The sequence below is a fragment of the Lachnospiraceae bacterium JLR.KK002 genome (assembly GCA_036941025.1).
GTDB lineage: Bacteria > Bacillota > Clostridia > Lachnospirales > Lachnospiraceae > Petralouisia.
On sequence record JAYMNP010000003.1, the window covers coordinates 1 to 24911 of the forward strand.

Consider the following 24911-nt stretch of genomic DNA (forward strand, 5'->3'; position numbering starts at 1 on the left):
TTATGGAAATATTTTCAGCAATCGGGACGGTAGGAATTTCAACGGGAATTACAAGGGAAGTTACCACAGCGTCAAAATATCTTCTGATATTTCTGATGTACAGCGGAAGAATCGGAAGTATGTCCTTTGCATTATCTTTTACGGAGAAAAAGCAGGGCTCCCTGGTAAAACTGCCCATAGAGCGTATCACAATCGGATAGGAGGAAAGGAACATGAAATCAATCCTTGTAATTGGAATGGGAAGATTTGGAAAGCATTTATGCCAGAGTCTGGTAAAAAACGGAAATGACGTTATGGCAGTGGATGAAAATGAAGAAAATCTGGAGGATATTCTGTCTCTTGTGACCAGTGCAAAAATCGGGGACTGTACCAAAGAAGAAGTGCTGAAAAGTTTTGGAGTCAGCAATTTTGATATCTGTTTTGTGTGTATTGGCACAAATTTCCAGAGCAGTCTGGAAATTACCAGTCTGCTGAAGGATTTGGGAGCACCCTATGTAATCAGCAAGGCTACCAGAGATATCCAGGCTAAATTTCTGCTGCGGAACGGAGCGGATGAGGTGGTTTATCCCGACCGGGATATTGCCAAACGGATTGCCGTGAAGGTCAGTGCCAACCATGTATATGATTATATGGAGATGGGAGAATACTCCATCTATGAGATTCAGCCTCTGGAAGAATGGATAGGAAGGTCCATCAAAGAAGTGAATTTTCGTGTGGCATACAATGCCAGTATTCTGGGAATCAAACAGGATGGCCATACCAGTCTTCTGCCGGATGCAGATCACAGATTTATCAAAGAAGAACACCTGATGGTTATCGGCAAAAAAGAAGATATTGAGCGAATCCTGAAACGGTTATAACAGGAAACGGAACAGCATAAAACATACAAAGGATAAAAGGAGTGCAGGGATGATACAATATATTACGGAGCTGGACGGGAATATTCTGCTGTTTATTCAGGAGTTTCTGAGATTTGAATGGCTGGATCCCATCGTATTGTTTCTCACTGCTCTGGGAAACGGTGGAGCAGTCTGGATTGCCCTGACTGCCTGCTTTCTGATACAGAAGAAATATCAGAAAACAGGAATTGCCATGGCGCTTTCTCTGATACTCGGAGCGCTGATAACCAATGTGCTGCTGAAAAATCTGGTGATGCGTCCAAGACCTTATACTATGATACCGGAGCTCCATGCGCTGGTAACTGCCGCGGACTGGTCTTTTCCATCCGGACATTCCACCAGCTCCATAGCGGCAGCATTTGTCATGTTCCGGGAACTGCCCCGGAATATCGGAGTACCGGCACTGGTTCTGGCAGTCATAATCTGCCTGTCCAGACTGTATGTGGGCGTGCATTATCCTACGGATGTGCTCTGCGGGGCGGCTATCGGCCTGCTGTCTGCAGTCTGCGCCATGCATCTTGCGGAACGCCGGAAAACGTCCGGAGCAGAATGAGTATACCGAAGTTACCTGAATTTACAGAAAAGAGGAGATATTATGCCACAGGGAAATCCAAAACCCGGAGAACGCTATTTACATTTTAAACAGAAGATGTATCAGGTTATCACAACTGCCAGACATTCCGAAACAGGGGAACTGCTGGTGATTTATCAGGCCCTGTACGGAGATTTTCAGGTTTATGCCAGGCCTCTGGAACAGTTTGTCAGCCTGGCAGACCGGGAGAAATATCCGGATGTACGTCAGAAATACCGGTTTCAGCTTCAGGAGGAAGTACCGGAAAACACTTCCGGAGACCGGGCAAAAGTACCGGAAAAATCCGGACGGGAGAGCACTGCGGAGACGCCGGGAAAATCTGCATGGGGGAACGCTGCGGAGACGCCGGGAAAATCCGGATACGGAGATACGGCAGAAGAAAAACTGATGGCATTTTTTGACGCCAGGACCATGGAGCAGAAATATGAGATTCTGCTGGATATGCGGGAAGATATTACGGACCGGATGATTAACAACATGGCGGTGGTGCTGGATGTGGTGATTGAGGAAGGCCCTCTGGACCAGCGTTATGAAGAACTGAAAACCTGTGTGCGCACGTTTCAGAAATATGAGGTGGGGCGTTAGAAACTGCAGAAAAGGAGGTTGCCCCTCCTTTTTTTCTGTGCTAAAATAAAAAGAAAGATTATTATTTTCAGAAAGGATTCAATGCAGATATGTTGCTTCTAATTAAAAATGGAACCGTAATCAATCCGGGAGACAAAACAGAACAGAAAGCAGACGTACTTGTGGAAGATGGTATCATTAAGAAGATTGCTCCCGGACAATCCGTAAAGGCGGACCGGGTGGTGGACGCGGCAGACTGTTATGTTATGCCGGGATTTATTGATATGCATGTACACCTGCGAGATCCTGGAATGGAAGAAAAAGAAACTGTGGAAACAGGGTTAAAGGCAGCGGTACACGGAGGTTTTACCACCGTAGTGGCAATGCCCAATACCAAACCTGTGGTGGACAATGCAGATGTGGTAAATTACGTCCATAACAAGGGAAAAAACATGGGACTTGCCCATGTGCTGCAGACCGGAGCTGTCACGAAAGGGCAGCGGGGAGAGGTACTGTCAGATATAGAGGGAATGGTGGAAGCGGGGATTCCCGCCATCAGCGAAGATGGAAAATCCGTTATGAACGCCCAGTTATACCGGGAAGCCATGACTCTTGCCGTGAAATATGATATACCGGTGCTGGCCCACTGCGAAGATATCAATCTGGTAAACGGCGGGGTGGTAAATGCCGATGAAACTACGGAGAAAATGAGGCTGAAAGGCATCAGCAACTCTGTGGAAGACGTAATTGTGGCAAGAGATATTATGCTGGCAAAAGAAACGGGCGCGGCTCTTCATCTGTGCCACTGTTCCACAAAAGACAGTGTGAAAATGGTAGAAATGGCCAGACAGGAAGGAATCCGCGTGACAGCGGAAGTCTGTCCTCATCATTTTATCCTGACCAGCAGTGATATCAGAGAAAATGATGCCAATTATAAGATGAATCCGCCTCTGCGCACGAAAGAAGATGTGGAGGCTCTGCGGGAAGGGCTGAAAGCAGATATTATGGATGTAATCGCCACAGACCATGCGCCCCATACAGCCATTGAAAAGGGCATGGGTATCCGCAAAGCGCCTTTCGGAATTGTGGGCCTGGAAACGGCCGCAGCCCTGACCATGACAGAACTGGTGGACAAGGGTTATCTTACGGTTATGCAGATGGCAGAAAAAATGAGTTATAACCCCGCACGGATTCTGGGACTGGACAAGGGTGTGGTGGAAGAAGGGAAAGAAGCGGATCTTGTGGTATTCCATCCCAAAAAGGAATATACCATCAATCCCGATGATTTTTATTCCAGAGGAAAAAATACGCCTTTTGCCGGAAAAAAGGTAAAAGGAATGGTAATGGCAACAATTGCAGGCGGCAGAGTAGTATACGAGAAGTAAAGAGAGGATTGTTATGATTAACAGGTTAATAGCAAAAATTCAGAAAACCCATGCTCCCGTGGTGGTGGGGCTTGACCCCATGCTGGAGTATATTCCGGAACATGTGAAACAGAAAGCATTTCAGGAATACGGGGAGACACTGGAGGGCGCGGCGGAAGCCATCTGGCAGTTTAACAAAGAGATTGTGGACAATACCTGGGATCTGATTCCGGCTGTAAAGCCTCAGATTGCCATGTATGAGCAGTTTGGCATACCGGGGCTTACAGCCTTTCAGAAAACCCTGGATTACTGCCATGAAAAGGATCTGGTGGTAATCGGCGATATAAAAAGAGGTGATATCGGTTCTACATCCGCGGCTTATGCGGCGGGACATATCGGAACAGTTACGGTGGGAAGCAGAACGTACCATCCTTTTGATGAAGATTTTATTACCGTAAACCCCTATCTGGGAACGGACGGGGTGAAGCCCTTTGTTGATGTGTGCCGTCAGGAGAAGAAGGGCCTGTTTATTCTGGTCAAGACTTCCAATCCCTCCAGCGGGGAATTTCAGGACAGGCTGATTGACGGAAAGCCCCTGTATGAGCACGTAGGAGAACAGGTAGCCCGCTGGGGCGCCGACTGCATGGGAGATTCTTACAGCTATATCGGGGCAGTGGTGGGCGCTACTTATCCGGAGATGGGGAAGGTACTGCGAAAAATCATGCCCAAAACGTATATTCTTGTGCCCGGATACGGAGCCCAGGGAGGCAAAGGAGCAGATCTGGTACATTTCTTTGATGAGGATGGGCTGGGGGCAATTGTAAACTCATCCAGAGGTATTATTGCGGCCTGGAAGCAGGAATCTTATCAGAAATTCGGAGCGGAGCATTTCGGGGAAGCCTCCAGAGCGGCAGTACTGGAAATGATTCAGGATATCAGCGGAGCGTTGCAGAATCGTTCCTGAGCAAATAAAATATGATATGCAGGAGAAAGGTATGACAGAACGATATAAGGAACAGGCGGTAATTATCCGGCAGGAAGAAATTTCCTATGGGATTTTCAGCATGTGGTTGAAAACAGATAAGATTGCAGGACAGGCGGGACCGGGACAGTTTTTATCCATTTACTGTCATGAAGGCAGCAGGCTGCTCCCCCGGCCCATCAGTATCTGCGAGGTGGACAGAGAAGACCGGGCGGTCCGGATTGTATACCGGGTGGCCGGAAAAGGGACGGAGGAACTGTCCGGAATGAGAACTGGAGGAAGCCTGGAAATTGTGGGCCCTCTGGGAAACGGATTTCCCTTAAAAGAAAAAAAGGCATTGTTAATTGGCGGAGGAATTGGGATTCCACCTCTGCTGCAGCTTGCAAAAGAGTTAAAATGTGAGAAACAGATGGTGCTGGGATACCGGGATTCCCTGTTTCTGCAGAAAGAATTCAAACGCCGGGGGAACGTTTATATTGCCACGGAAGACGGAAGCTACGGCACGGAAGGAAATGTGCTGGACGCCATACGGGAAAACGGGCTGGACGGAGAAATCATTTATGCCTGCGGTCCCGCGCCCATGCTCCGGGCAGTAAAAGCCTTTGCCAGAGAAAGGCAGATGGAGTGCTGGGTATCCCTGGAGGAACGGATGGCATGTGGAATCGGGGCATGTCTTGCCTGTGTGTGCAAATCCAAAGAACGGGACAGCCACACGAATGTAAATAACAAACGGGTATGTAAAGAAGGACCGGTATTCCGTGCAGAGGAGGTGGAGTTTTGATGAACACAAAAGTAAAGCTGGCTGGCGTGACATTGAAAAATCCCGTAATGACTGCATCGGGTACCTTCGGCTCCGGAGCGGAGTACGCGGAATTTGTGGACTTGAATAAACTGGGGGCAGTGGTGACAAAAGGCGTGGCCAGCGTGCCCTGGGAAGGGAATCCCACCCCAAGGGTGGCGGAGACTTACGGAGGAATGCTCAATGCTGTGGGACTTCAGAATCCGGGCATTGATTTATTTGTGGAGCGGGATATCCCCTTTCTGACCAAATATGACACGAAGATAATTGTAAATGTCTGCGGCAGAACCACAGAAGATTACTGCGAGGTGGTAAAGCGCCTGGCCAGCCAGCCGGTGGATATGCTGGAAATCAATATTTCCTGCCCCAATGTAAAGGAAGGGGGCATTGCTTTCGGCCAGGACCCGAAGGCTGTGGAAGAGATTACGAAAGAAATAAAGAAATATGCGAAACAGCCGGTGATTATGAAACTGAGTCCTAATGTGACAGATATTACGGAGATGGCAAAAGCGGCGGAAGCCGGCGGTGCAGATGTAATTTCCCTGATTAATACCATTACCGGAATGAAAATAGATGTGCACCGCAGGACCTTTGCCCTTGCCAATAAGACAGGAGGGCTCTCCGGTCCGGTCATTCATCCCATAGCAGTGCGGATGGTATATGAGGTTGCCCAGGCAGTCCGGATTCCCATTATCGGAATGGGTGGAATTACCACTGCGGAAGATGCGCTGGAACTGATTCTGGCAGGAGCCGCTGCAGTGTCGGTGGGAACCGCCAGTTTTCATAATCCCACAGTGACCATGGAGATTGTGGAGGGCATTCAGGACTACATGGAACAGTACGGGGTGAAGGATATCCGGGAACTGACAGGCGCAGTAAGAGGATAACATTTCAGAACAGGAAGTTAAGAATTTTAATCTGAATCGAACCAGGACAGGAAGACGGAAGGGCCGCTGCACCGGGAGATATGTGCAGGGCCCTTTTATCGCACTGCGGCGGATATGAAGTATGTCGCAAAGCGGCCTGACGCAGGCGGAGAATCCTGCAAATCAGGATTCTTTTTTTTAGTTGCATCGTGCGGAGGAAAGTGATACAATAGCCAGGATATGCTCTGAGAGCAAAACTGGAAGGACAGAGAGGATACTGAAAATTATGGCTAAAAGCGTAACAAAAGACATGACAAATGGTTCCCCCATGAAGCTGATTCTGCAGTTCTGCATCCCGCTGTTTTTCGGAATGCTGTTTCAGCAGTTTTACAGTATGATGGATACGGTAATCGTAGGGAAATTTCTGGGCGTGAGTGCTCTTGCGGCAGTGGGAGCCACCGGTTCCATAAATTTTATGATTATCGGATTCTGTATGGGTGTGTGCAATGGATTTGCCATTCCTGTGGCCCAGCAGTTCGGGGCGGGCGATTACCATGCGCTGCGCAAATATGTGGCCAACAGCGCATGGCTTTCCATTGTATTTGCCGGTGTGATGACAGCGGCAGTCTGTGTGCTCTGCCGCCGGATTCTGCTGTGGATGAACACTCCGGCAGATATTCTGGACGGAGCGTACAGTTATATTTTTGTGATATTTCTGGGTATTCCGGTGATTTACCTGTATAATCTGCTGTCCGGGATTATCCGTTCCCTGGGAGACAGCAAAAGCCCTCTGATTTTTCTGATTTTTTCTTCTGTGCTGAACATTATCCTTGATATGGTGCTGATTCTGGTGTTTCACATGGGAGTGTCGGGGGCTGCCTGGGCAACGGTAATTTCCCAGGCCATTTCCGGAGTTGCCTGTCTGATTTATATGATAAAAAGATTTGATATTCTGAAAATGAGCAGAGATGAATGGAGGGCAGACGGGATTTATGTAAAAAATCTCTGTAATATGGGAATTCCCATGGGATTGCAGTATTCCATTACCGCCATTGGAAGCGTCATTCTTCAGACGTCGGTGAATACCCTTGGCTCCCTGGCGGTGGCGGCTATTGCGGCGGCTTCCAAAATCGGCATGTTTTTCTGCTGTCCCTTTGACGCCATGGGCTCCACTATGGCTACTTATGCGGGACAGAATGTGGGCGCAGGGAAGCTGGAGCGTGTTTCCAGAGGTATGAAATCCACCTGTGTGCTGGGACTGATTTATTCTGTTCTTGCCTTTCTGGTACTGGCATTTTTCGGGAAAACCATTGCATTGCTGTTTGTCAGTCCTTCCGAACACGCAATTTTGCAGGATGTAAGCAGCTATCTGGTCATCACTGCCGCATTTTTCTTTCCGCTGGCACTGGTAAATATTGTCCGGTTTACCATTCAGGGGCTGGGATTCAGCCGGTTTGCAATTCTGGCAGGAGTGTGTGAAATGGCGGCCCGGAGTCTGGTGGGGCTGGGATTTGTGCCCGTGTTTGGCTATATTGCCGCATGTTTTGCCAGTCCGGTGGCATGGATTTGTGCAGATTTATTTCTGATACCGGCTTATCTGTATGTGATGAAAAAACTGTATCGTATGATGGAGGGCGAAAACAGAATTGCTGTTTAAATTCTTGTAACTATTCAGAACCCCAGGCCACAGACATGCCAGCAAAGCTGTCATTCGTCCCAAAAGGGACTTTTGTCTGTGGCTGAGGGGATGATCACCTTCCTGGAAATAGCAATTCATCCGTTTTCAAATAAATTTGAACGTTCTGAATTGCTATTTCCAGGGGGTTCTGAATAGTTACAAATTCTTAAAAAATATTAAGAAAGTTTTCACAGAAGACAGGTTGATTTTTTCCGGAAATCTGTCATATGATAGAGGAGAAAAATATATGATAGACAAAAGAGAGTATGGACAGGGAGAGAAGTATGGAAAAGCAACAGAATGAGATGAAGAGAAGAGAGAACAGAAGAAAACAGAAGCGTTATCTGCAGAAACGTATGGGAATGACGCTGGCTCTTTTGCTGGTGATTACCGGTGTGGGAGTGACGGCTGCAGTGATGGCCGCCAGTAGAAAGAAAGACAAAGAACAGGATAAAGGCACGGTGGAAACCATTGCAGACCCTGCGGTGGACGAGGTGAAAAATAAACCGGAACAGGCAAAACAGCCGGAAGAGCAGGAACCCCAGGATGACAGCGCCCTGATTCTGGAGGAAGCAAACCGTCTGGCCATGGGATACGATTATGACGGAGCCATAGAGAAAATAAAGAGTTACAGCGGCTATGAGTCTGTAACTGCCATGACAGCAGCTATTGAGGATTATGAGGCCCGGAAGGCAGAATGCGTCCCGGTGAATGTAAGTGAGATTACCCATGTATTTTATCATACGCTGGTAGTGGAGCCGGAAAAAGCATTTGCAAATCAGGAGAACGACCCGCAGGCAGTGGGCAATAATCAGTGGATGACTACCATAGATGAATTTAATAAAATTACTCAGACCATGTATGACGAAGGTTATGTACTGGTGGATTTGCATGATATTGCAGAAGAAACGGTAGATGAAAACGGGGTTTCTCATTTTAAAGAGGGAACCATAATGCTTCCGCCGGGAAAGAAGGCCTTTGTGCTGTCTCTGGATGATTTGTCCTACTATCACAGTTACGACGGATATGGATATGCGTCCAAAATGATTGTGGATGAAAACGGTAAGCCCAAATGTGAATACGTCCAGGATGACGGAACTACCGTGGTGGGAGATTTCGATGCGGTGCCGCTGCTGGATAAATTTATTGAGGAACATCCGGACGCCGCTTATAAAGGCGCGCGAGGCACCATTGCCCTGACCGGGTATAACGGGGTGCTGGGATACCGTACGGATATCAGTTATCAGACCGTGCCCGACGATATCAATGCGGACAAGAAGAAATGGCTGGAAGAACATCCGGACTTCAATCTGGAAACGGAGCGGGCTCAGGCAAAAGAAGTGGCAGAAGCCATGAAAGCGGAAGGATGGAGATTTGCAAGCCATACCTGGGGCCACCTGAAAGTGGGAGAGGCTTCCATGGAGCGGATACAGGCAGATACCGCCAAATGGAAAGAAAATGTGGAGCCCATAGTAGGAGCTACCGATACCATCATCTTCGCCCATGGGCAGGACCTGGCGGGCTGGCCGGAAGGATATCAGCCGGGAAATGAGAAGTTTGAATACCTGAAAGGACAGGGATTTAACTATTTCTGCAATGTGGATTCCATGCAGTATGGTGTGCAGATTCGTGATAATTATGTACGCCAGAGCAGGAGAAATCTGGATGGATTCCGGATTTACTATAATTCCGTCGGTCAGGAAAATACATTGTCGGATTTGTTCAATGCTTCTGAAATCATTGATCCCAAAAGACCTCCGGTTCCTCCGCTGAACAAATAAAAGAAAATAATTTTAATAACGGTGTTATAACAGCCACCCGGAATAGCCTGAAGTTCCGGATGGCTGTTTTTGAGTAAAAATAAAAAGAAAAGGACATAATAAAAGAAACAGAAAATAAAAGAACATGCAGGAGGAAATATTATGTCACAGACAGTTGGGACACAGAGTATCCGGTTTGAGCAGGCGCCCTATATTCAGAGCAGTGCCAGTATTGTGGGTACCAAAGAGGGAGAAGGTCCCCTGGGAAAATTATTTGACGTGGTGGGTTCCGACGATAAATTCGGAGAAGAGACCTGGGAGGAGGCGGAAAGCACCCTCCAGAAAGAAGCGGCTACCCTTGCACTGGGAAAAGCTGATTTGAAAAAAGAAAATATCCGCTACATTTTCGGAGGAGATTTGCTGGGCCAGAACATTGCAACCACGTTTGGCCTGATGGAGCTGAACATTCCGCTGTTCGGCCTGTACGGCGCCTGTTCTACTGCAGGAGAGTCCTTATCTCTGGCAGCCATGGCAGTGGCCGCAGGTTATGGAGACAATGTGCTGGCAGTTACTTCCAGCCACTTTGCCAGTGCGGAGAAACAGTTTCGCTTTCCCCTGGAATATGCCAGTCAAAGGCCCCTGTCAGCTACCTGGACGGTTACGGGAAGCGGAGCCTTTGTACTTGGCACAAAACGAAGCCATCTCAGAATTACCGGAATTACCACGGGAAAAGTGGTGGACTACGGCGTGAAAGACTCCATGAACATGGGGGCTGCCATGGCCCCTGCCGCCTGCGATACTATTTATCAGAATCTGGTGGATTTCAAGCGGCAGCCGGAGGATTATGACAAAATCATAACCGGAGATCTGGGAACGGTAGGGCAGGAAATTCTCATTGACCTGCTGAAGAAGAAAGGATACGACATTTCCACGGTGCATATGGACTGCGGCATTGAGATTTTTGACAGTGAAACCCAGAATACCAATGCAGGAGGCAGCGGGTGCGGCTGTTCGGCGGTGACTCTGAGCGCATATATTCTGCCCAAGCTGGAGAAAGGCACATACAAACGTGTGCTGTTCGTTCCCACCGGGGCATTGCTGTCCACCGTCAGCTTTAACGAGGGGCAGAGTGTGCCGGGTATTGCCCATGGAGTGGTAATTGAATATGCGGGATAGCTTTTAATGAGAATCAATAAGGAGGAATCAGATGGATTATGTAAATGCTTTTTGGGTGGGAGGACTGATTTGTGCCCTGACTCAGATTTTAATGGAAAAAACGAAAATGCTGCCCGGACGGATTATGGTGCTGCTGGTATGCAGCGGAGCGGTGCTGGGCGCCCTTCAGATTTATGAGCCTTTCCGGGAATTTGCCGGAGCCGGAGCCAGCGTGCCCCTGCTGGGATTTGGCAATACGCTCTGGAAAGGCATTCAGGAAGCGGTACAGACCGACGGATTTATCGGAATTTTTATGGGAGGCTTTACCGCCAGCGCGGTGGGAATTTCAGCGGCTCTTGTATTCGGGTATCTGGCCAGCCTGATTTTCCAGCCGAAAATGAAAAAATAAGCAAACAGGTATAAATTTGAGAAATCTGCCCACATTAATACAGCGAAGAAAATTTTATGGAAAAGGAGATTTTATTATGAAGCAGTTTAAGAAAATTTTGCTGGGCTGTCTGCTGGTTCTGGTTCTGAGCAGTGTAACCGCCTGCGGCACCAATGATAACGGTAAGGATAATACCGCAGAGGACGGAGTAAATGACAACGGTACCGGAACGAACGGAACGAACGGAACCACCAATAATACCAACGGAACCAATGGAACTACCAACAATAACAATGGAACCAATGGAACCACAGACAATAACAATGGAACCACCAACAATGACAAGGTAACAGATGATGCGGATGGCGTTGTGGATGACATTGTAGACGGTGTGGAAGACCTTGGGGATGATGTGGAGAACGGTGTGGAAGACTTAACCAACGGAACCGATAACAATAACAACAATAATAATAACAACGATAAAAATACCAATAATAACGGAACAGACAAAAATACTGATAAAACCAACAGCAAGGATAAGAAGAATCCGTAACTGACGGTGAGCGGTATCAAAGATACAGAAAAAGAGCGGCAGGGTCTTTGGAGACGGTGCCGCTCTTTTTATCTTACAGGAAAGATCTTGTCACGCTAAAGCATGAAAGTGTCTTCCCATAAGATGAAAAACAGAGAGCCGGTAACTGCGGACTGTTCAGGGCAGTTACCGGCTCTCTGTGGAAATTTATTCATCAATACTGTAGTTGGGCGCTTCTTTGGTGATATGGATATCATGAGGATGGCTTTCCTTTAAGGAAGCAGCGGAAATCTTCATAAACTGTCCGGTTTCCTTTAAGGTTTCAATGGTGGGAGCGCCGCAGTATCCCATGCCGGAACGGAGTCCGCCGATTAACTGGAACACGGTGTCCTCTACGGAGCCCTTGTAGGCAACCCGGCCTTCCACTCCTTCCGGTACCAGCTTTTTGGCGTCCTGCTGGAAATAACGGTCTTTGGAGCCGTTTTCCATGGCTGCCAGGGAACCCATACCGCGGTATACCTTGTATTTTCTGCCCTGATACAGCTCAAAAGTTCCGGGGCTTTCATCGCAGCCGGCAAAAATACTTCCCATCATACATACGTTGGCTCCGGCAGCGATTGCCTTCGTCATATCGCCGGAGTACTTGATACCTCCGTCTGCAATAATGGGGATACCATATTCTTTTGCCACATTGTAGCAGTTCATAATGGCTGAAATCTGAGGAACTCCGATACCGGCCACCACACGGGTAGTACAGATGGAGCCAGGTCCGATTCCCACCTTTACCGCATCTGCACCGGCTTCAATCAGTGCTTTGGTGGCAGCGCCGGTGGCTACATTTCCGGCAATTACCTGTAAATCCGGATAAGCAGATTTAATCTGTTTCACTGCGTCCAGAATGTTTTTGGAATGGCCATGAGCGGAGTCCACCACAATGACGTCAACTTTGGCATCGACAAGGGCTTCCACGCGTTCCATCATGTTGGAGGTGATGCCCACGCCGGCGCCGCAGAGAAGCCTGCCCTGCTCGTCCTTGGCTGACAGGGGGTATTTAATCTGTTTTTCAATATCCTTAATGGTAATCAGACCTTTGAGGTTGAAATGTTCATCTACAATGGGAAGTTTTTCTTTTCTCGCTTTCGCCAGAATGGTCTTGGCTTCTTCCAGAGTGATGCCTTCTCTGGCAGTCACCAGTCCCTCCGAAGTCATGGATTCTTTGATTTTCCTGGAAAAGTCCTCTTCAAATTTCAAATCGCGGTTGGTGATGATACCCACTAATTTGCCATGTTCTGTGACCGGGACGCCGGAAATCCGGAATTTTCCCATCAGGTTGTCCGCATCCTGCAGGGTATGTTCGGGAGAAAGGGAAAAGGGATCGGTGATAACCCCGTTTTCAGAACGTTTTACTTTGTCAACTTCTTCTGCCTGGGCAGCCACAGACATATTTTTATGAATAATGCCGATGCCGCCCTGACGGGCCATGGCAATTGCCATTCTGTGTTCTGTAACTGTGTCCATGCTTGCGCTCATCATGGGGATGTTCAGCCTGACTGTTTTGGTTAAACTGGTAGAAAGATCCACCATATTCGGTGTAACTTCTGAATATGCAGGAACTAATAATACGTCATCAAATGTGATTCCTTCGCCGATAATTGTACCCATTGTTTTCCTCGCTTTCTGTGAATTTTAATTTTTTGTTATTCCCACGATTTTAACAAAAAAGCAGGGAACTGTCAACGCCTGAATTCTGTTTCCGGCAATCGTGGACAAATACCTTATATTATGATAGGATAAACCTGCAAACAAAAGGAGGAACTGCCATGCAATTATATGCCAAATGTATGTGCTGTATGATTAATCAGCAGGAACGCCAGATTCGTAAATTTGACGATGAGGAGAGGAAAGCTGCTTTTATAAAAGAAATTATGACCCTGACGGGAAGCTGCGGGCCGGAGTACAGCGCTCCCTGGATTCTGGCGCTGATGACGGAAATCCGGGAAAAATATTTCGGAAAAGATGAAGAAATGCCCCGGAAGAAACGGGAGTTTAACCAGTTTTTGCTGGATTTGGAGGATGAACTGGCACAGATGATTCAGGAAAGTGGGGATGCGCTGAAAGAAGCCATGCGCTTTGCCAGAATCGGAAATTATATTGATTTTTCGGCGCTGGAACATGTCTCAAAAGAGGAATTTCTGAAACTGTTTCACAACGAAAAAGATTCCATAGACGAGACAGAATACGCATATCTGTTAAAAGACCTGGAGCAGGCGTCGGAACTGGTTTATATTATGGATAACTGCGGGGAGATTGTACTGGACAAGCTGCTGATTCGGGAGCTGAAAAAATCATATCCGAATTTACATATCACCGCCATGGTCCGGGGCCGGGAGGCGGTCAATGACGCCACCATGGAAGATGCGGAAATGACAGGAATCACCGGAGAAGTTCCCGTGATAACAAATAACAGTTCCATTACGGGGGTGGTGCTCTCAGAGCTTCCGGAGGAAACACGGGAGGTGCTTGATAAGGCGGATCTGATTCTGGCCAAGGGACAGGGAAACTTTGAATCACTGCACGGATGCGGGAAAAATATTTACTATCTGTTTTTATGTAAATGCGAGCTGTTTTCCGGAAGATTTCAGGTGGAACAGTTTCAGGGTATGCTGGTCAGTGAAAAAAGAGTGCGGATATAGAAAGGGCGGACAGAATGGAATTTCGGCCGTGTATTGATATCCACAATGGAAAAGTAAAACAGATTGTGGGAGGAAGCCTGAGAGATGAAAATAATCAGGCAGAAGAAAATTTTGTATCGGAGCAGGACGGTGCTTTTTTTGCCGGACTTTACCGGAACCATGGAATCAGAGGGGGGCATATTATTCTTCTGAACAGGACGGACAGCCCTTATTATGAAGCCACCAGGGAGCAGGCCATGAAAGCTCTTGCCGCCTGGCCCGGCGGTATGCAGGTGGGAGGCGGTATCTGCGGGGACAATGCGCTGGAGTTCCTGCGGGCCGGGGCCAGCCATGTGATTGTGACCTCCCATGTATTTCAGGGAGGAATGATTCATTACGGGAATCTGGACAAACTGCGGAAAATCACCGGAAAAGAGCGCCTGGTGCTGGATTTGAGCTGCCGCAGGCGCGGAGAGGATTACTATATTGTCACAGACCGGTGGCAGAAATTCACCGATGAAAAGCTGACGGAATCCCTGCTGGAAAAGCTGTCCGGGTATGCGGATGAATTTCTGGTCCATGCGGTGGATGTGGAAGGAAAAGCCAGGGGAATCGAGACAGAACTGGTAAAATTACTGGGAGGGTGGGGAAAAATCCCCATAACCTATGCCGGAGGCGTGGGCAGTTTTTCAGATTTGGAGCAGTTAAAGAAACTGGGAAAGAACCGTCTGCATGTGACCATCGGAAGCGCGCTGGATTTGTTCGGCGGCAATATGCCCCTGAATCAGGTGTTGACTTTCTGCAAAAAGACTGCGTATAATATGGCGTGACAACAGGAAACCCGTTCTTCTTCCGGGGTCTGGAAGGGGGACAATGGATGTAAAGGAGTAGTGACGCCATGGGCAGATACACAAAACAGGATATTATCCGGATGGTGGAGGAGGAAGATGTGGAATTTATCCGCCTGCAGTTTACGGATATGTTTGGAACACTGAAGAATGTGGCAATTACCAAAAGCCAGCTGGAAAAAGCACTGGATAATCAATGTATGTTTGACGGTTCTTCCATAGAAGGATTTGTGCGTATTGAGGAATCCGATATGTACCTGTATCCGGATCTGGATACCTTTGCAATTTTCCCCTGGAGACCTCAGCAGGGAAAAGTGGCAAGGATTATCTGTGATATTTACCGTCCGGACGGGACGCCTTTTGAGGGAGATCCCAGGTACATTTTGAAAAAAACGCTGGCGGAGGCCGCTGCAATGGGCTATCAGTTTAACGTGGGGCCGGAGTGCGAGTTTTTCCTGTTCCATACGGATGAGGATGGCTGTCCCACCACCCTGACCCATGAACGGGCAGGCTATTTTGATCTGGGGCCTGTGGATCTGGGCGAAAATGCAAGGCGGGACATGGTGCTGGCGCTGGAAGAAATGGGATTTGAAATAGAGGCCTCCCACCATGAGGTGGCGCCGGCCCAGCATGAGATTGATTTCCGCTATGATGAAGGGCTGCGGACAGCCGACAATATCATGACCTTTAAACTGGCGGTCAAAACCATTGCAAAACGGTTCGGTCTGTTTGCCAGCTTTATGCCGAAGCCAAAATACGGAATCAACGGTTCCGGAATGCACATCAATATGTCCGTATCCAGGGACGGGAAAAATATTTTCCAGGATCCGTCGGATGAACTGGGGCTGAGCCAGGAGGCTTATTATTTTATCGGAGGACTGATGAAGCATATGCAGGGCATGACTGCCATTACCAATCCGCTGGTCAATTCTTACAAGCGTCTGGTGAAAGGCTATGAGGCTCCCGTCTATATTGCCTGGTCCGCTACCAACCGGAGCCCTCTGATTCGGATTCCGGCAGCCAGAGGGGAAGCCACCAGAATTGAACTGCGGTGCCCGGATCCGGCGGCAAATCCCTATCTTGCTCTGGCGGTCTGTCTGGCAGCAGGGCTGGATGGCATAAAAAATCATATGGAGCCCCCGGCTCCGGTAAAGAGCAATATTTTCCATATGCAGAAAACGGAAAAAGAAAAGCTCCGCATCGAGTCTCTTCCGGTAAATCTTCACGATGCGGTGAAAGCAATGAAACAGGACACGTTTATCTGCAGCGTGCTGGGCGCCCACATTTCGGAAAAATATGCGGAAGCAAAAGAGGCGGAATGGGAGTCTTACCGGGAACAGGTTACCGAATGGGAAATCAGCAGTTATCTGTACAGAATATAGAGCCATGGAGCGTGCGTCATGGTTTCGGTAATCGTAGCATTTCCCAAAATGGAAAATGGAAAAAGTATTAAGAATATTCTGGTGCAGCATGGATTTCACGTAAATGCTGTTTGCACAGCAGGCGCTCAGGTACTGCAGCACGCGGATATACCGGGCGAAGGAATCGTGATATGCGCCGCCCGCCTGCAGGATATGATGTGCGGCCAGCTCCGGGAATATCTGTCTCCCTGTTTTGAAATGCTGGTGCTGGCAGGGCCCGGCACCTGGGGGGAATCCATGGAGCGTATGACATATCTGTCCATGCCTTTAAAAGTCCATGAACTGGTGAGTACACTGGAACTGATGTGCCGTTCCATAGCCCGGAACAGACGGAGCAGGAAGTCCCGGCCGGAGCAGAGGAGCGAGAAAGAAAAGCAGATGATTCAGCAGACGAAGGAACTTCTGATGCTCCGAAAGCAGATGACTGAGGAGGAGGCCCACCGCTATATCCAGAAAAGCAGTATGGACAGCGGCACAGGGCTGGCGGAAGCAGCGCAGATGATTCTGAGTATGCTGGAGCATAGTTGAGTATGCTCCGGAGAAAGGAATGTAAATCAGAATGAAATTTACAAAAATGCATGGAATTGGAAACGACTATGTGTATGTGAACTGTTTCAGAGAACAGGTGGCCAGTCCGGAGGAAACGGCCAGATTTGTCAGCGACAGACATTTTGGAATCGGAAGCGACGGTCTGATTCTGATAAACCCTTCCCAAAATGCGGATTTTGAAATGGCCATGTACAACGGAGACGGTTCCCGCGGGGAAATGTGCGGAAACGGGATTCGCTGCGTGGCCAAATATGTGTATGATTACGGTCTGACAGATAAAACCAGTATCAGTGTGGAAACGCTGGGAGGAATCAAATATCTGGATTTGACCGTAGAGCATGGAAAAGTCTCTCAGGTAAAAGTCAACATGGGAGCCCCGGAGCTGATGCCGGAGAAGATTCCTGTACTGGCGGAAGGGGCACAGGCGGTAAATGTGCCGCTGGAGGTGGATGGAAACGTATATCAGATGACCTGTATTTCCATGGGAAATCCCCATTGTGTGATTTTTATGGAGGAGGACGTCCGGAATCTGGATTTGGAAAAAATCGGGCCCTCCTTTGAGAATCATCCCAGATTTCCCCGGAGAATTAATACGGAATTTGTAAATATCATAAACAGAAATACCCTGCGTATGCGGGTGTGGGAGCGGGGCAGCGGAGAAACCCTGGCCTGCGGCACCGGAGCCTGCGCCACAGCAGCGGCCGCCATCTTAAACGGAAAAGCGGAACAGGAAGTGACGGTGCGGCTTCTGGGAGGAGACCTTAAGATTGCATGGGCGGGAGCGGATGCTCCGGTGTATATGACAGGGCCGGCAACCACCGTATTTGACGGGGAGATTCAGCTCCCCTGGGAGTAATATTACAGTGAAACAGCGTAAACAGAGAGGCGTAAGTTATGTATAAAATTAACGAGAATTATCAGAAACTGCCGGGCAGTTACCTGTTCAGCACCATTGCAAAGAAAGTAGCAGCTTTTACGGAGGCCAATCCGGACAGAGAGATTATCCGTCTGGGAATCGGAGACGTAACCCAGCCTCTGGCTCCGGCCATTATCGAAGCCATGCATAAGGCGGTAGACGAGATGGGAAATGCAGCTACGTTCCGGGGCTATGCGCCGGATTTGGGCTATGATTTCCTGAGAAATGCCATTGCGGAGCATGATTACAAAGCCAGAGGCTGCGATATTTCTGCCGATGAGATTTTTGTTTCTGACGGTGCAAAGAGCGATTCCGCCAATATTCAGGAAATTTTCGGTGCGGAAAACAGAATCGCAGTCTGCGACCCGGTGTATCCTGTGTATGTGGATTCCAATGTCATGGCGGGCAGAACCGGGATGTATGACAGGGAAAAAGAAATCTGGAGCAATGTGATTTATATGCCCTGCATCATGGAAAATGGATTCGTACCGGAATTTCCGGAAGAAACGCCGGATATGATTTATCTTTGTCTGCCCAACAATCCCACCGGTACCACCATTACCAGAGCACAACTCCAGGAATGGGTGGATTATGCCAATAAAGCGGGAGCGGTAATTATCTATGACGGAGCCTATGAAGCATATATTTCGGAGGAAGATGTGGCTCACTCCATTTTTGAGTGCCGGGGCGCCAGAACATGCGCCATAGAGTTAAAGAGTTTTTCCAAAAATGCGGGATTTACCGGGGTGCGCCTGGGTTATACGGTGGTACCGAAGGAATTAAAATGCGGAAATGTTTCCCTGCATCAGATGTGGGCAAGACGCCACGGGACGAAATTCAACGGAGCGCCCTACATTATCCAGCGGGCAGGGGAGGCAGTCTACAGCCCGGAAGGAAAAGCCCAGTTAAAAGAGCAGGTGGCTTATTATATGAAAAATGCCGCGGCTATCAAAAACGGTCTGCAAAAAGCGGGCTATAGCGTATTCGGCGGCGTCAACGCACCGTATATCTGGCTGAAAACACCGGGAAACATGACTTCCTGGGAATTTTTTGATGTATTGCTGGAGCAGGCCGGTGTGGTGGGAACTCCAGGTTCCGGATTCGGCCCCAGCGGCGAAGGATATTTCCGGCTGACTGCATTTGGGAGTTATGAAAATACTCTGGCGGCTCTGGAGCGGATTCAGAAACAGGCATTTTGAAAAAAGTGTTGTCAATACAGGCGGAACAGTGTATAATTTCAGACAAAAGATAAGTGAGCCTGAAAGGAAGGGAGCGTGATCGCCCTGGATGATACGAAAACGCGGATTATTTTTGCGGCAATGAAGGCTGTACGACAGTATGGCCTGGAAGGGGCGCGTATCCAGAATGTCAGTGAGCTGGCCGGGATATCTCCCGGAGCGCTGTACCGCTATTTTGACAGCAAGGATCAGTTACTGGTAGATTGCTTTACCTGGGTGGACAGACAGGCTGCGGCAATTTTTGATCATCTGGAATTTAATCCCAGGACCATGGTGACAGATCCCATGGGGGCAGTGAAAGAGCTGTGGCTGCCTTACTTTCGGTTTTGGGTGGCGCACCCGGATGAGACGATTTTTTATCACCGTTTTCGGGACAGCGCTTTTTTTCCAAAATACGACAAAGTCCGGGAAGTAGATTATTTTGATTCCTTTGTGGTCATGGTGCGCGCTTTCCGGGAAATGTTTCCCGGTTTGAAACGAATGAATCAGGATTTGCTGTGGCTTCATGTGCTCAGTTCCACGGTAATGTATGCCAAATATGTGGTGGAAGGCGTGGTTCCTGACGACCAGGAAACAGAAGATACGGTATTCCGTCTGCTGGCCACCGGACTGAGCAGCTATCTGCAGCCGGAATAGTCTGCGGAAGAAAAGAATATGACAAACTTACCGCTGTGAAAGCGGTTTGTTTTCCAGGGAAGGTAAATAAATATTTATTCCCGCAATCAATGTGCACAGAACCGCAGTGCCCAGGGGGATATGGAGCCAGAAAGAAATTCTCTGGTATTTTTTTTAAATAATAGTAAATAAACGTTTATTTGCTTCGACGAATGCCGGGAGAATCTGAAAATCAGAATCTGAAATTTTAATTGCAGGTATGGAGGATGGGATGAAATGTTAAATGTTCAGGGATGTTGCGGTAGCAAAAAGCGGGTCTGGGGGAAACGTCAGAGGCACTTTGTCAGAAAACTTCTGGTATTCTTTTTATGTTTCTCTCTGCCGGCCGGGCTTCTTTCTGCACCGGCCCGTGCGGCGGATGAGGAAAAACTGGCAGATATTGTGGAATTTCACAGTATTACCCTCCATTATGCGGCTGAAAATGGTCAGCCGGAAGGAGCGGCCATTTTGGATAACACCCTTCTGGAAAAAGAAAAAATGCTGGCACTGCGTTATGCATTTGAGATTACGGAGGAACAGTGCGGCCGTATCGAGGCAGATACCAGATATTATCTGGAGGTGTCTCCCCATCTGATTTTACCGAATCTGGAGCCGCAGGGGTCGGCGCTGACCATGGAAACGGAAGACGGGCCTCAGAAATTCGGAGCTATTTTTGCAGACGGCAGCAGGGCCTGGGTCATATTTGACGGAAAGGAAGATGGTTCCGGTACGGTTCTCTCAGAGTATGGGGAACTTCAGGATGCGTTTTTTTATTTAAACTGCAGCCGGGCAGGCGCGCCGCCGGCGGACGAAGCTCCCATAGACGGAAAGTCCAATCTCTATGCAATGAAATTTGAAAATGGGGAACAGCTCAGATTCGGCTATCAGGAGAATGAACCTCTGGAAGCCAGAGCTCAGGTGAAAAAGGGCGGGAAACTGGAGGATAAAACAATTACCTGGACAGTCAGCTATACCCCCTGGCAGAATCCTTCTCCGGAGGATGGTATTTCCATGGACACTGAGTTTGAATTGCGGGATACCATTGACAGGGCTGTTCACTGCTATGTGGATGGCAGTGTTACCATAGATGGCGACGCGGTCAGCACTTATACCTCACGTGATGCGGTGGATGACAGGGCAGAATCCTGGGTGCTGATAGAAACATCTGAAAACGGGGAGCATACGGTGCTGACTTTCGGAGGTACGAGATTCAGGGCGGGAGCCGCCACTCAGGGGAATCCGCCGGTTCCGCTGCATATCACATATCAGACGGTTATCCGGGACGAACTTCTGCTGCCAGGCAGCGCCGGCGGCCAGAAAATCACCAACGAGGCCGGACTGTTTGCCAGGCAGGACGGGGAGTTTCAGAAGCTGAATATCAGCAGCAGCCAGACTGTGACCGTACCTCAGCCCAAATGGCTTTCCAAAACAGGAAAAACCACCCGCCACACGGATGGAAGCGGCTCCACTACCGACTGGACCATAAGTTTTTCTCCCGGCGGATTTTCGTTTACGGAGGAAAACAGGCTCACACTCCATGACCGGCTTCCGGCCGGAAGTGCGCTGGTAAAAGATTCTCTGAAGGTAAACGGAGCGCCCATGGCTGCAGCTTCCGGGGAGAAAAATGAGTTTACCGTTTCCATTGGGACAGCGGACAGCCAGCCGGTTACCATTACTTATCAGACTCAGGCGCCGGAGGAAATGTATGACAGCGGAACCAGCCTGGGAAATAATACTGCCTGGTTTACCTTTCGTTATCAGGATACGGAATATGCCACGCCCCAGGTTACGGTGCCTGTGGACAGCGGAGACGGCAGCGGAACCCCCGGTACATCCACTCTGGTAAAAACCGGTTCCACGTACAACCCGTCCACCCGCACCATTGACTGGACGGTAACCATCAATCCTCACAGAGCCTGGCTCAAAGGCGGAACATTTACGGATAATCTCAGTGATATCGGAGGTTCCTGCGGAATTGAGGGACACCATACAGGCCTGGAACTGGCAGGAGATGTATCGGATATCGCTGTGCTGATAGATAACCGGCCGCCCACAGAGGATGAAAAAAAGCTGCTGGAATTTACATACAATCAGCAGGTTCTGACGGTCAGAACAGGAGAAATCGGCGCCAGAACCATTACCTTTACCTGCAGGACAAAAGTATGCGACCCCTGTATTTTTGCAAATAATACCGCAGGTAAAAAGCTCAGAAATCTGATTTCCACCGAGGATATGCTGATTGGAAAACAGTCGTCAGAGGTGCGCAGCGCCAGTGCGGATTGTACGGTGAATGTGAATGCGGCGGTTCTGACGAAAAAAGCACCGGTGTATCATTATGAATCCGGTAAAATGAAATGGGCTCTGGAGGTGAATGCGGCGGGGCTTCCCATGAGCGATGTGGTTCTGGAGGATGTACTGCCTGCGGGGCTGACGTATGTGGATGGCTCTCTGGACACCGTGCCGGAAATCCCAGAGGCAGCGGCGGATACGGAGGGCCGGAAACTGCTCATCCGTCTGGGCGGCATTACAGGAAAGACCATGGTTACCTTTGACACCGAAGTGGAGCCGGAAAAAGCCGGATTTAACAGCAATGAGGACGTCCGGATTACAAATACAGCGGTTCTGACAGGGAAGGCAGACGGGATTGTTTTTTCAGAAGTTTCCCATAAGGTGGAGCACAGATTTACCAATCATGGACTGGTAAAAAGCAGCAGTGTGAACGGTCAGGACGAACTTATACGGTATGAGGTGCTGATTAATCCTTTCGGGCTTATGCTGCCGGAACATCCTTCCCTTGTGGATACCCTGGATGCGCGGCTGCAGTTAGATATGGACACCCTGCGGTTTTATAAAGTAAAATTGTCCGGAACCACTGAAAATGCAGGCCAGAAGCCTGCTTATACGAAAGTGGGAGACGGTCAGCCCCTGAAACCTGCTGATTATAATCCGGAGAATAACAGTTTCAGGGTGCAGCTTCCCCTGGAGGGAAACAGCCGTGACGCTTATGTGCTGACTTATACGGCAGACATTATAAAGCGGCAGGCAGGGGGCTACAGTAACAGCGTCCGTTTTGAAGGAAGTACCGTGCTGCTGGGAGGCAGTAAGAACAACAGCGCTTCGGTGGGAGGCGGCGGTGGAGGCGGAGGCGGCGGTGTTGCCGCCCGGAAAGCCGAAATTGCCATTACGAAAACAGACAGGGAAAATCGGGCGCCTCTGGAAGGCGTGACATTTACTCTGTATCAGTGGGATAATGAGAAGCAGACGCGGGGCCTGCCCTTTGCCCAGGGAAGCACAGACAGACTGGGGAAAGTGTCATTTCTGGTAAAGCCCGGCGGGAGTTACGAACTGGTGGAAACGGAAAGTATTGCCGGATATGACAGTACCCCCGGCTGGGAACAGCTTCCGGAAGGGGTAAAAGAGACAGCCGATGGTCTTCTGATTACAGCAGGAGAGGCAAAATCCAGAATGGAGCTGGATGTGACGAATGAGGCCCGTAAAACGGATACAGGCCCTGTGATACCGGAACTGCAGTGGACGCTGACCGTCCATAAGGTTGCCAGCGGCGGCACAATGCCTCTGGAAGGGGCAGTTTTTGGCCTGTATGAAGAAGAAGCATGTAACACTCTGCTGAAACAGGATGTGAGCGGACAGGACGGAATTCTCACTTTTACAGGCCTTGCAAAGGGTCGGAAATACTGGCTGAAAGAACTGGAAGCGCCGGAAGGTTATGAAGTAAATACTGCTGTGTATCAGGCGGATGAGGCAGAGGCTGCGGTAACGGTGCCCAACCGTCCGAAGACAGTTCCGGTGAATCCCGAAGAACCCGGTACCTCTGCCGCACCGGATAATCAGAATCCGCCCGGTACCTCTGACAGCCAGAATCCTTCCGGTACACCGGATATTCCCGAATCACCGGATTCCCCGGATGTTCCGGAGCATCCGAATTCATCAGAGGTGCCGGATGTTCCGGAATCTTCCGGCAGTTCCGATACTTTGGAAACAGCTGCCTTGCGGGAAACTTCCGATACTGCCGGAACGGAAGATTTGCTAAATGGTTCCGGTAAAGAGAAACTGCCTGAGCCGCCGGAAGATACGACGGAAAATACAGAAAATCATAATGTCAGTGATTCAGCAGAAAATCCCGGTATTCCCAGGACAGGAAATCATACGGAATGGCTTATTATAATTGCGGTTTTATCGGGGATTTTGCTGGCAATTATGACGGTGTATGGCCTTTGGGCGGAGAAAAGAAATGAAAAGAAATAGAGGATTCTGTGTTTTTTATGTTATGCTTCTGACTGTTTTTACAGGAGCAGTGGCAGCGCTGGCTGTTCAGTTCAGGGAGATACGGCAGGGAGATGAATTTTATGAACAGGCAGCAGAAGCTGTGTTCATGGAGGAAGGAACGGGGTATTCCCGGTGGCTGTCCAAACTGTCCGGCGTATATCCCGGCATGATTGGCTGGCTTCAGATTCCGGACACTTCAGTGAATTATCCGGTGATGTCAGGCCCGGATAATCAGTTTTATCTGAATCATTTGCCGGACGGAAGTGAAAATGTATGCGGCAGTCTGTTTTTAGACTGCCGCTCAAATCAGGAGAGCCTTCATTTTATTATTTACGGCCATAACGGGGCAGACGGAAAAATGTTTGGTATTCTGAAGCAATATGAATCAGCAGATTTTTTTGAGGAACACCCTGCATTTACAGTGATTACGCCGGAATTCTGCCATGTCTGCCCTGTTTTTTCCGTTCGGCGTGTGAAAGCGGACGGAGATGATTATCGGATGGATTTCAGGGATAAAGAGGAACTGCTGGATTATGCGAACCATGCGGCGGCAGAATCTCTGTATGATACGGACACTGATTTTGGCAATATGGCCGGAATTGTGACCTTATCTACCTGTACCGGGCGGCGCAATCAGCGATTAATTGTACAGGGCGTCCTGCCACGGGAATGATGCCGAATGAAAAACATCATTCCCATGGCGCGGCAGGAGAAGTCATGGATGCCTCCTTTCTGTCTGCATTTTAA

At 49.0% G+C, this 24911-nt stretch carries 23 protein-coding genes; 22 read left to right on the top strand and 1 reads right to left on the bottom strand.

The features are described 5' to 3' along the window. The 13 genes from VSQ32_20755 to VSQ32_20815 all read left to right on the top strand — a co-directional run. Positions 1-200 (top strand): potassium transporter TrkG (locus tag VSQ32_20755; GenBank protein ID MEH2945190.1); only part of this gene is annotated, 200 nt, incomplete at its 5' end. A gap of 12 nt (positions 201-212) precedes the next feature. Further along, complete coding sequence (locus VSQ32_20760; GenBank protein MEH2945191.1) at positions 213-860, top strand: TrkA family potassium uptake protein; 648 nt, start codon at positions 213-215, stop codon at positions 858-860. 49 nt (positions 861-909) lie between these two features. Further along, complete coding sequence (locus tag VSQ32_20765; GenBank protein MEH2945192.1) at positions 910-1452, top strand: phosphatase PAP2 family protein; 543 nt, start codon at positions 910-912, stop codon at positions 1450-1452. Positions 1453-1494: 42 nt separating this feature from the next. Then, on the top strand, positions 1495-2076 hold the full coding sequence (locus tag VSQ32_20770; GenBank protein MEH2945193.1) for a DUF1653 domain-containing protein: 582 nt from the start codon (positions 1495-1497) through the stop codon (positions 2074-2076). Positions 2077-2165: 89 nt separating this feature from the next. Continuing rightward, a complete protein-coding gene (locus VSQ32_20775) occupies positions 2166-3440 on the top strand; it encodes a dihydroorotase (protein ID MEH2945194.1) in 1275 nt (424 codons plus the stop codon). A gap of 13 nt (positions 3441-3453) precedes the next feature. After that, on the top strand, positions 3454-4383 hold the full coding sequence (gene pyrF, locus VSQ32_20780) for an orotidine-5'-phosphate decarboxylase (GenBank protein MEH2945195.1): 930 nt from the start codon (positions 3454-3456) through the stop codon (positions 4381-4383). A 31-nt stretch (positions 4384-4414) separates the two neighbouring features. Next, on the top strand, positions 4415-5182 hold the full coding sequence (locus VSQ32_20785) for a dihydroorotate dehydrogenase electron transfer subunit (protein ID MEH2945196.1): 768 nt from the start codon (positions 4415-4417) through the stop codon (positions 5180-5182). After that, a complete protein-coding gene (locus VSQ32_20790) occupies positions 5182-6087 on the top strand; it encodes a dihydroorotate dehydrogenase (protein ID MEH2945197.1) in 906 nt (301 codons plus the stop codon). The genes VSQ32_20785 and VSQ32_20790 overlap by 1 nt, the downstream gene beginning before the upstream one ends. A 265-nt stretch (positions 6088-6352) precedes the next feature. Beyond that, positions 6353-7723: an MATE family efflux transporter gene (locus VSQ32_20795; protein ID MEH2945198.1), complete on the top strand. Its 1371-nt coding sequence runs from the start codon at positions 6353-6355 to the stop codon at positions 7721-7723. 305 nt (positions 7724-8028) lie between these two features. Continuing rightward, positions 8029-9525 carry a polysaccharide deacetylase family protein gene (locus VSQ32_20800; protein MEH2945199.1) on the top strand — a complete coding sequence of 499 codons (1497 nt, stop codon included), beginning with the start codon at positions 8029-8031 and terminating at the stop codon, positions 9523-9525. Positions 9526-9666: 141 nt separating this feature from the next. Next, entirely contained in the window at positions 9667-10680 is a 1014-nt protein-coding gene (gene spoVAD, locus VSQ32_20805) for a stage V sporulation protein AD (GenBank protein ID MEH2945200.1), read from the top strand. A gap of 31 nt (positions 10681-10711) precedes the next feature. Next, positions 10712-11068: a stage V sporulation protein AE gene (gene spoVAE, locus VSQ32_20810; protein ID MEH2945201.1), complete on the top strand. Its 357-nt coding sequence runs from the start codon at positions 10712-10714 to the stop codon at positions 11066-11068. 76 nt (positions 11069-11144) lie between these two features. Further along, positions 11145-11600 carry a hypothetical protein gene (locus VSQ32_20815; GenBank protein ID MEH2945202.1) on the top strand — a complete coding sequence of 152 codons (456 nt, stop codon included), beginning with the start codon at positions 11145-11147 and terminating at the stop codon, positions 11598-11600. 186 nt (positions 11601-11786) lie between these two features. Here VSQ32_20815 and guaB read toward each other — a convergent pair whose 3' ends face one another. Further along, on the bottom strand, positions 11787-13241 hold the full coding sequence (gene guaB / locus VSQ32_20820) for an IMP dehydrogenase (GenBank protein ID MEH2945203.1): 1455 nt from the start codon (positions 13239-13241) through the stop codon (positions 11787-11789). 158 nt (positions 13242-13399) lie between these two features. Here guaB and VSQ32_20825 point away from each other — a divergent pair, with 158 nt between their 5' ends. The 9 genes from VSQ32_20825 (at position 13400) to VSQ32_20865 (ending at position 24837) form a co-directional block, all read left to right on the top strand. Further along, positions 13400-14272, top strand: coding sequence for an ARMT1-like domain-containing protein (locus VSQ32_20825; protein ID MEH2945204.1), 873 nt, complete (start codon positions 13400-13402; stop codon positions 14270-14272). A gap of 14 nt (positions 14273-14286) precedes the next feature. After that, positions 14287-15081, top strand: a complete 795-nt coding sequence (gene hisA, locus VSQ32_20830; GenBank protein ID MEH2945205.1) for a phosphoribosylformimino-5-aminoimidazole carboxamide ribotide isomerase — start codon at positions 14287-14289, stop codon at positions 15079-15081. Between the two features lie 68 nt (positions 15082-15149). After that, positions 15150-16481 carry a type I glutamate--ammonia ligase gene (gene glnA, locus VSQ32_20835; protein ID MEH2945206.1) on the top strand — a complete coding sequence of 444 codons (1332 nt, stop codon included), beginning with the start codon at positions 15150-15152 and terminating at the stop codon, positions 16479-16481. Positions 16482-16499: 18 nt separating this feature from the next. Further along, complete coding sequence (locus VSQ32_20840; protein ID MEH2945207.1) at positions 16500-17048, top strand: ANTAR domain-containing protein; 549 nt, start codon at positions 16500-16502, stop codon at positions 17046-17048. Positions 17049-17079: 31 nt separating this feature from the next. Continuing rightward, the gene (dapF, locus tag VSQ32_20845) at positions 17080-17925 is read left to right on the top strand and encodes a diaminopimelate epimerase (GenBank protein MEH2945208.1); all 846 of its coding nucleotides are present in this window, start codon (positions 17080-17082) and stop codon (positions 17923-17925) included. 38 nt (positions 17926-17963) lie between these two features. Then, positions 17964-19184, top strand: coding sequence for an LL-diaminopimelate aminotransferase (locus VSQ32_20850; GenBank protein ID MEH2945209.1), 1221 nt, complete (start codon positions 17964-17966; stop codon positions 19182-19184). Positions 19185-19259: 75 nt separating this feature from the next. Further along, positions 19260-19859, top strand: a complete 600-nt coding sequence (locus VSQ32_20855; protein ID MEH2945210.1) for a TetR/AcrR family transcriptional regulator — start codon at positions 19260-19262, stop codon at positions 19857-19859. A 255-nt stretch (positions 19860-20114) separates the two neighbouring features. Next, positions 20115-24143 (top strand): SpaA isopeptide-forming pilin-related protein, encoded by a 4029-nt coding sequence (locus tag VSQ32_20860; GenBank protein MEH2945211.1) that lies wholly within the window; start codon positions 20115-20117, stop codon positions 24141-24143. Beyond that, on the top strand, positions 24130-24837 hold the full coding sequence (locus VSQ32_20865; protein MEH2945212.1) for a class B sortase: 708 nt from the start codon (positions 24130-24132) through the stop codon (positions 24835-24837). The genes VSQ32_20860 and VSQ32_20865 overlap by 14 nt, the downstream gene beginning before the upstream one ends. Positions 24838-24911 lie beyond the last annotated feature (74 nt).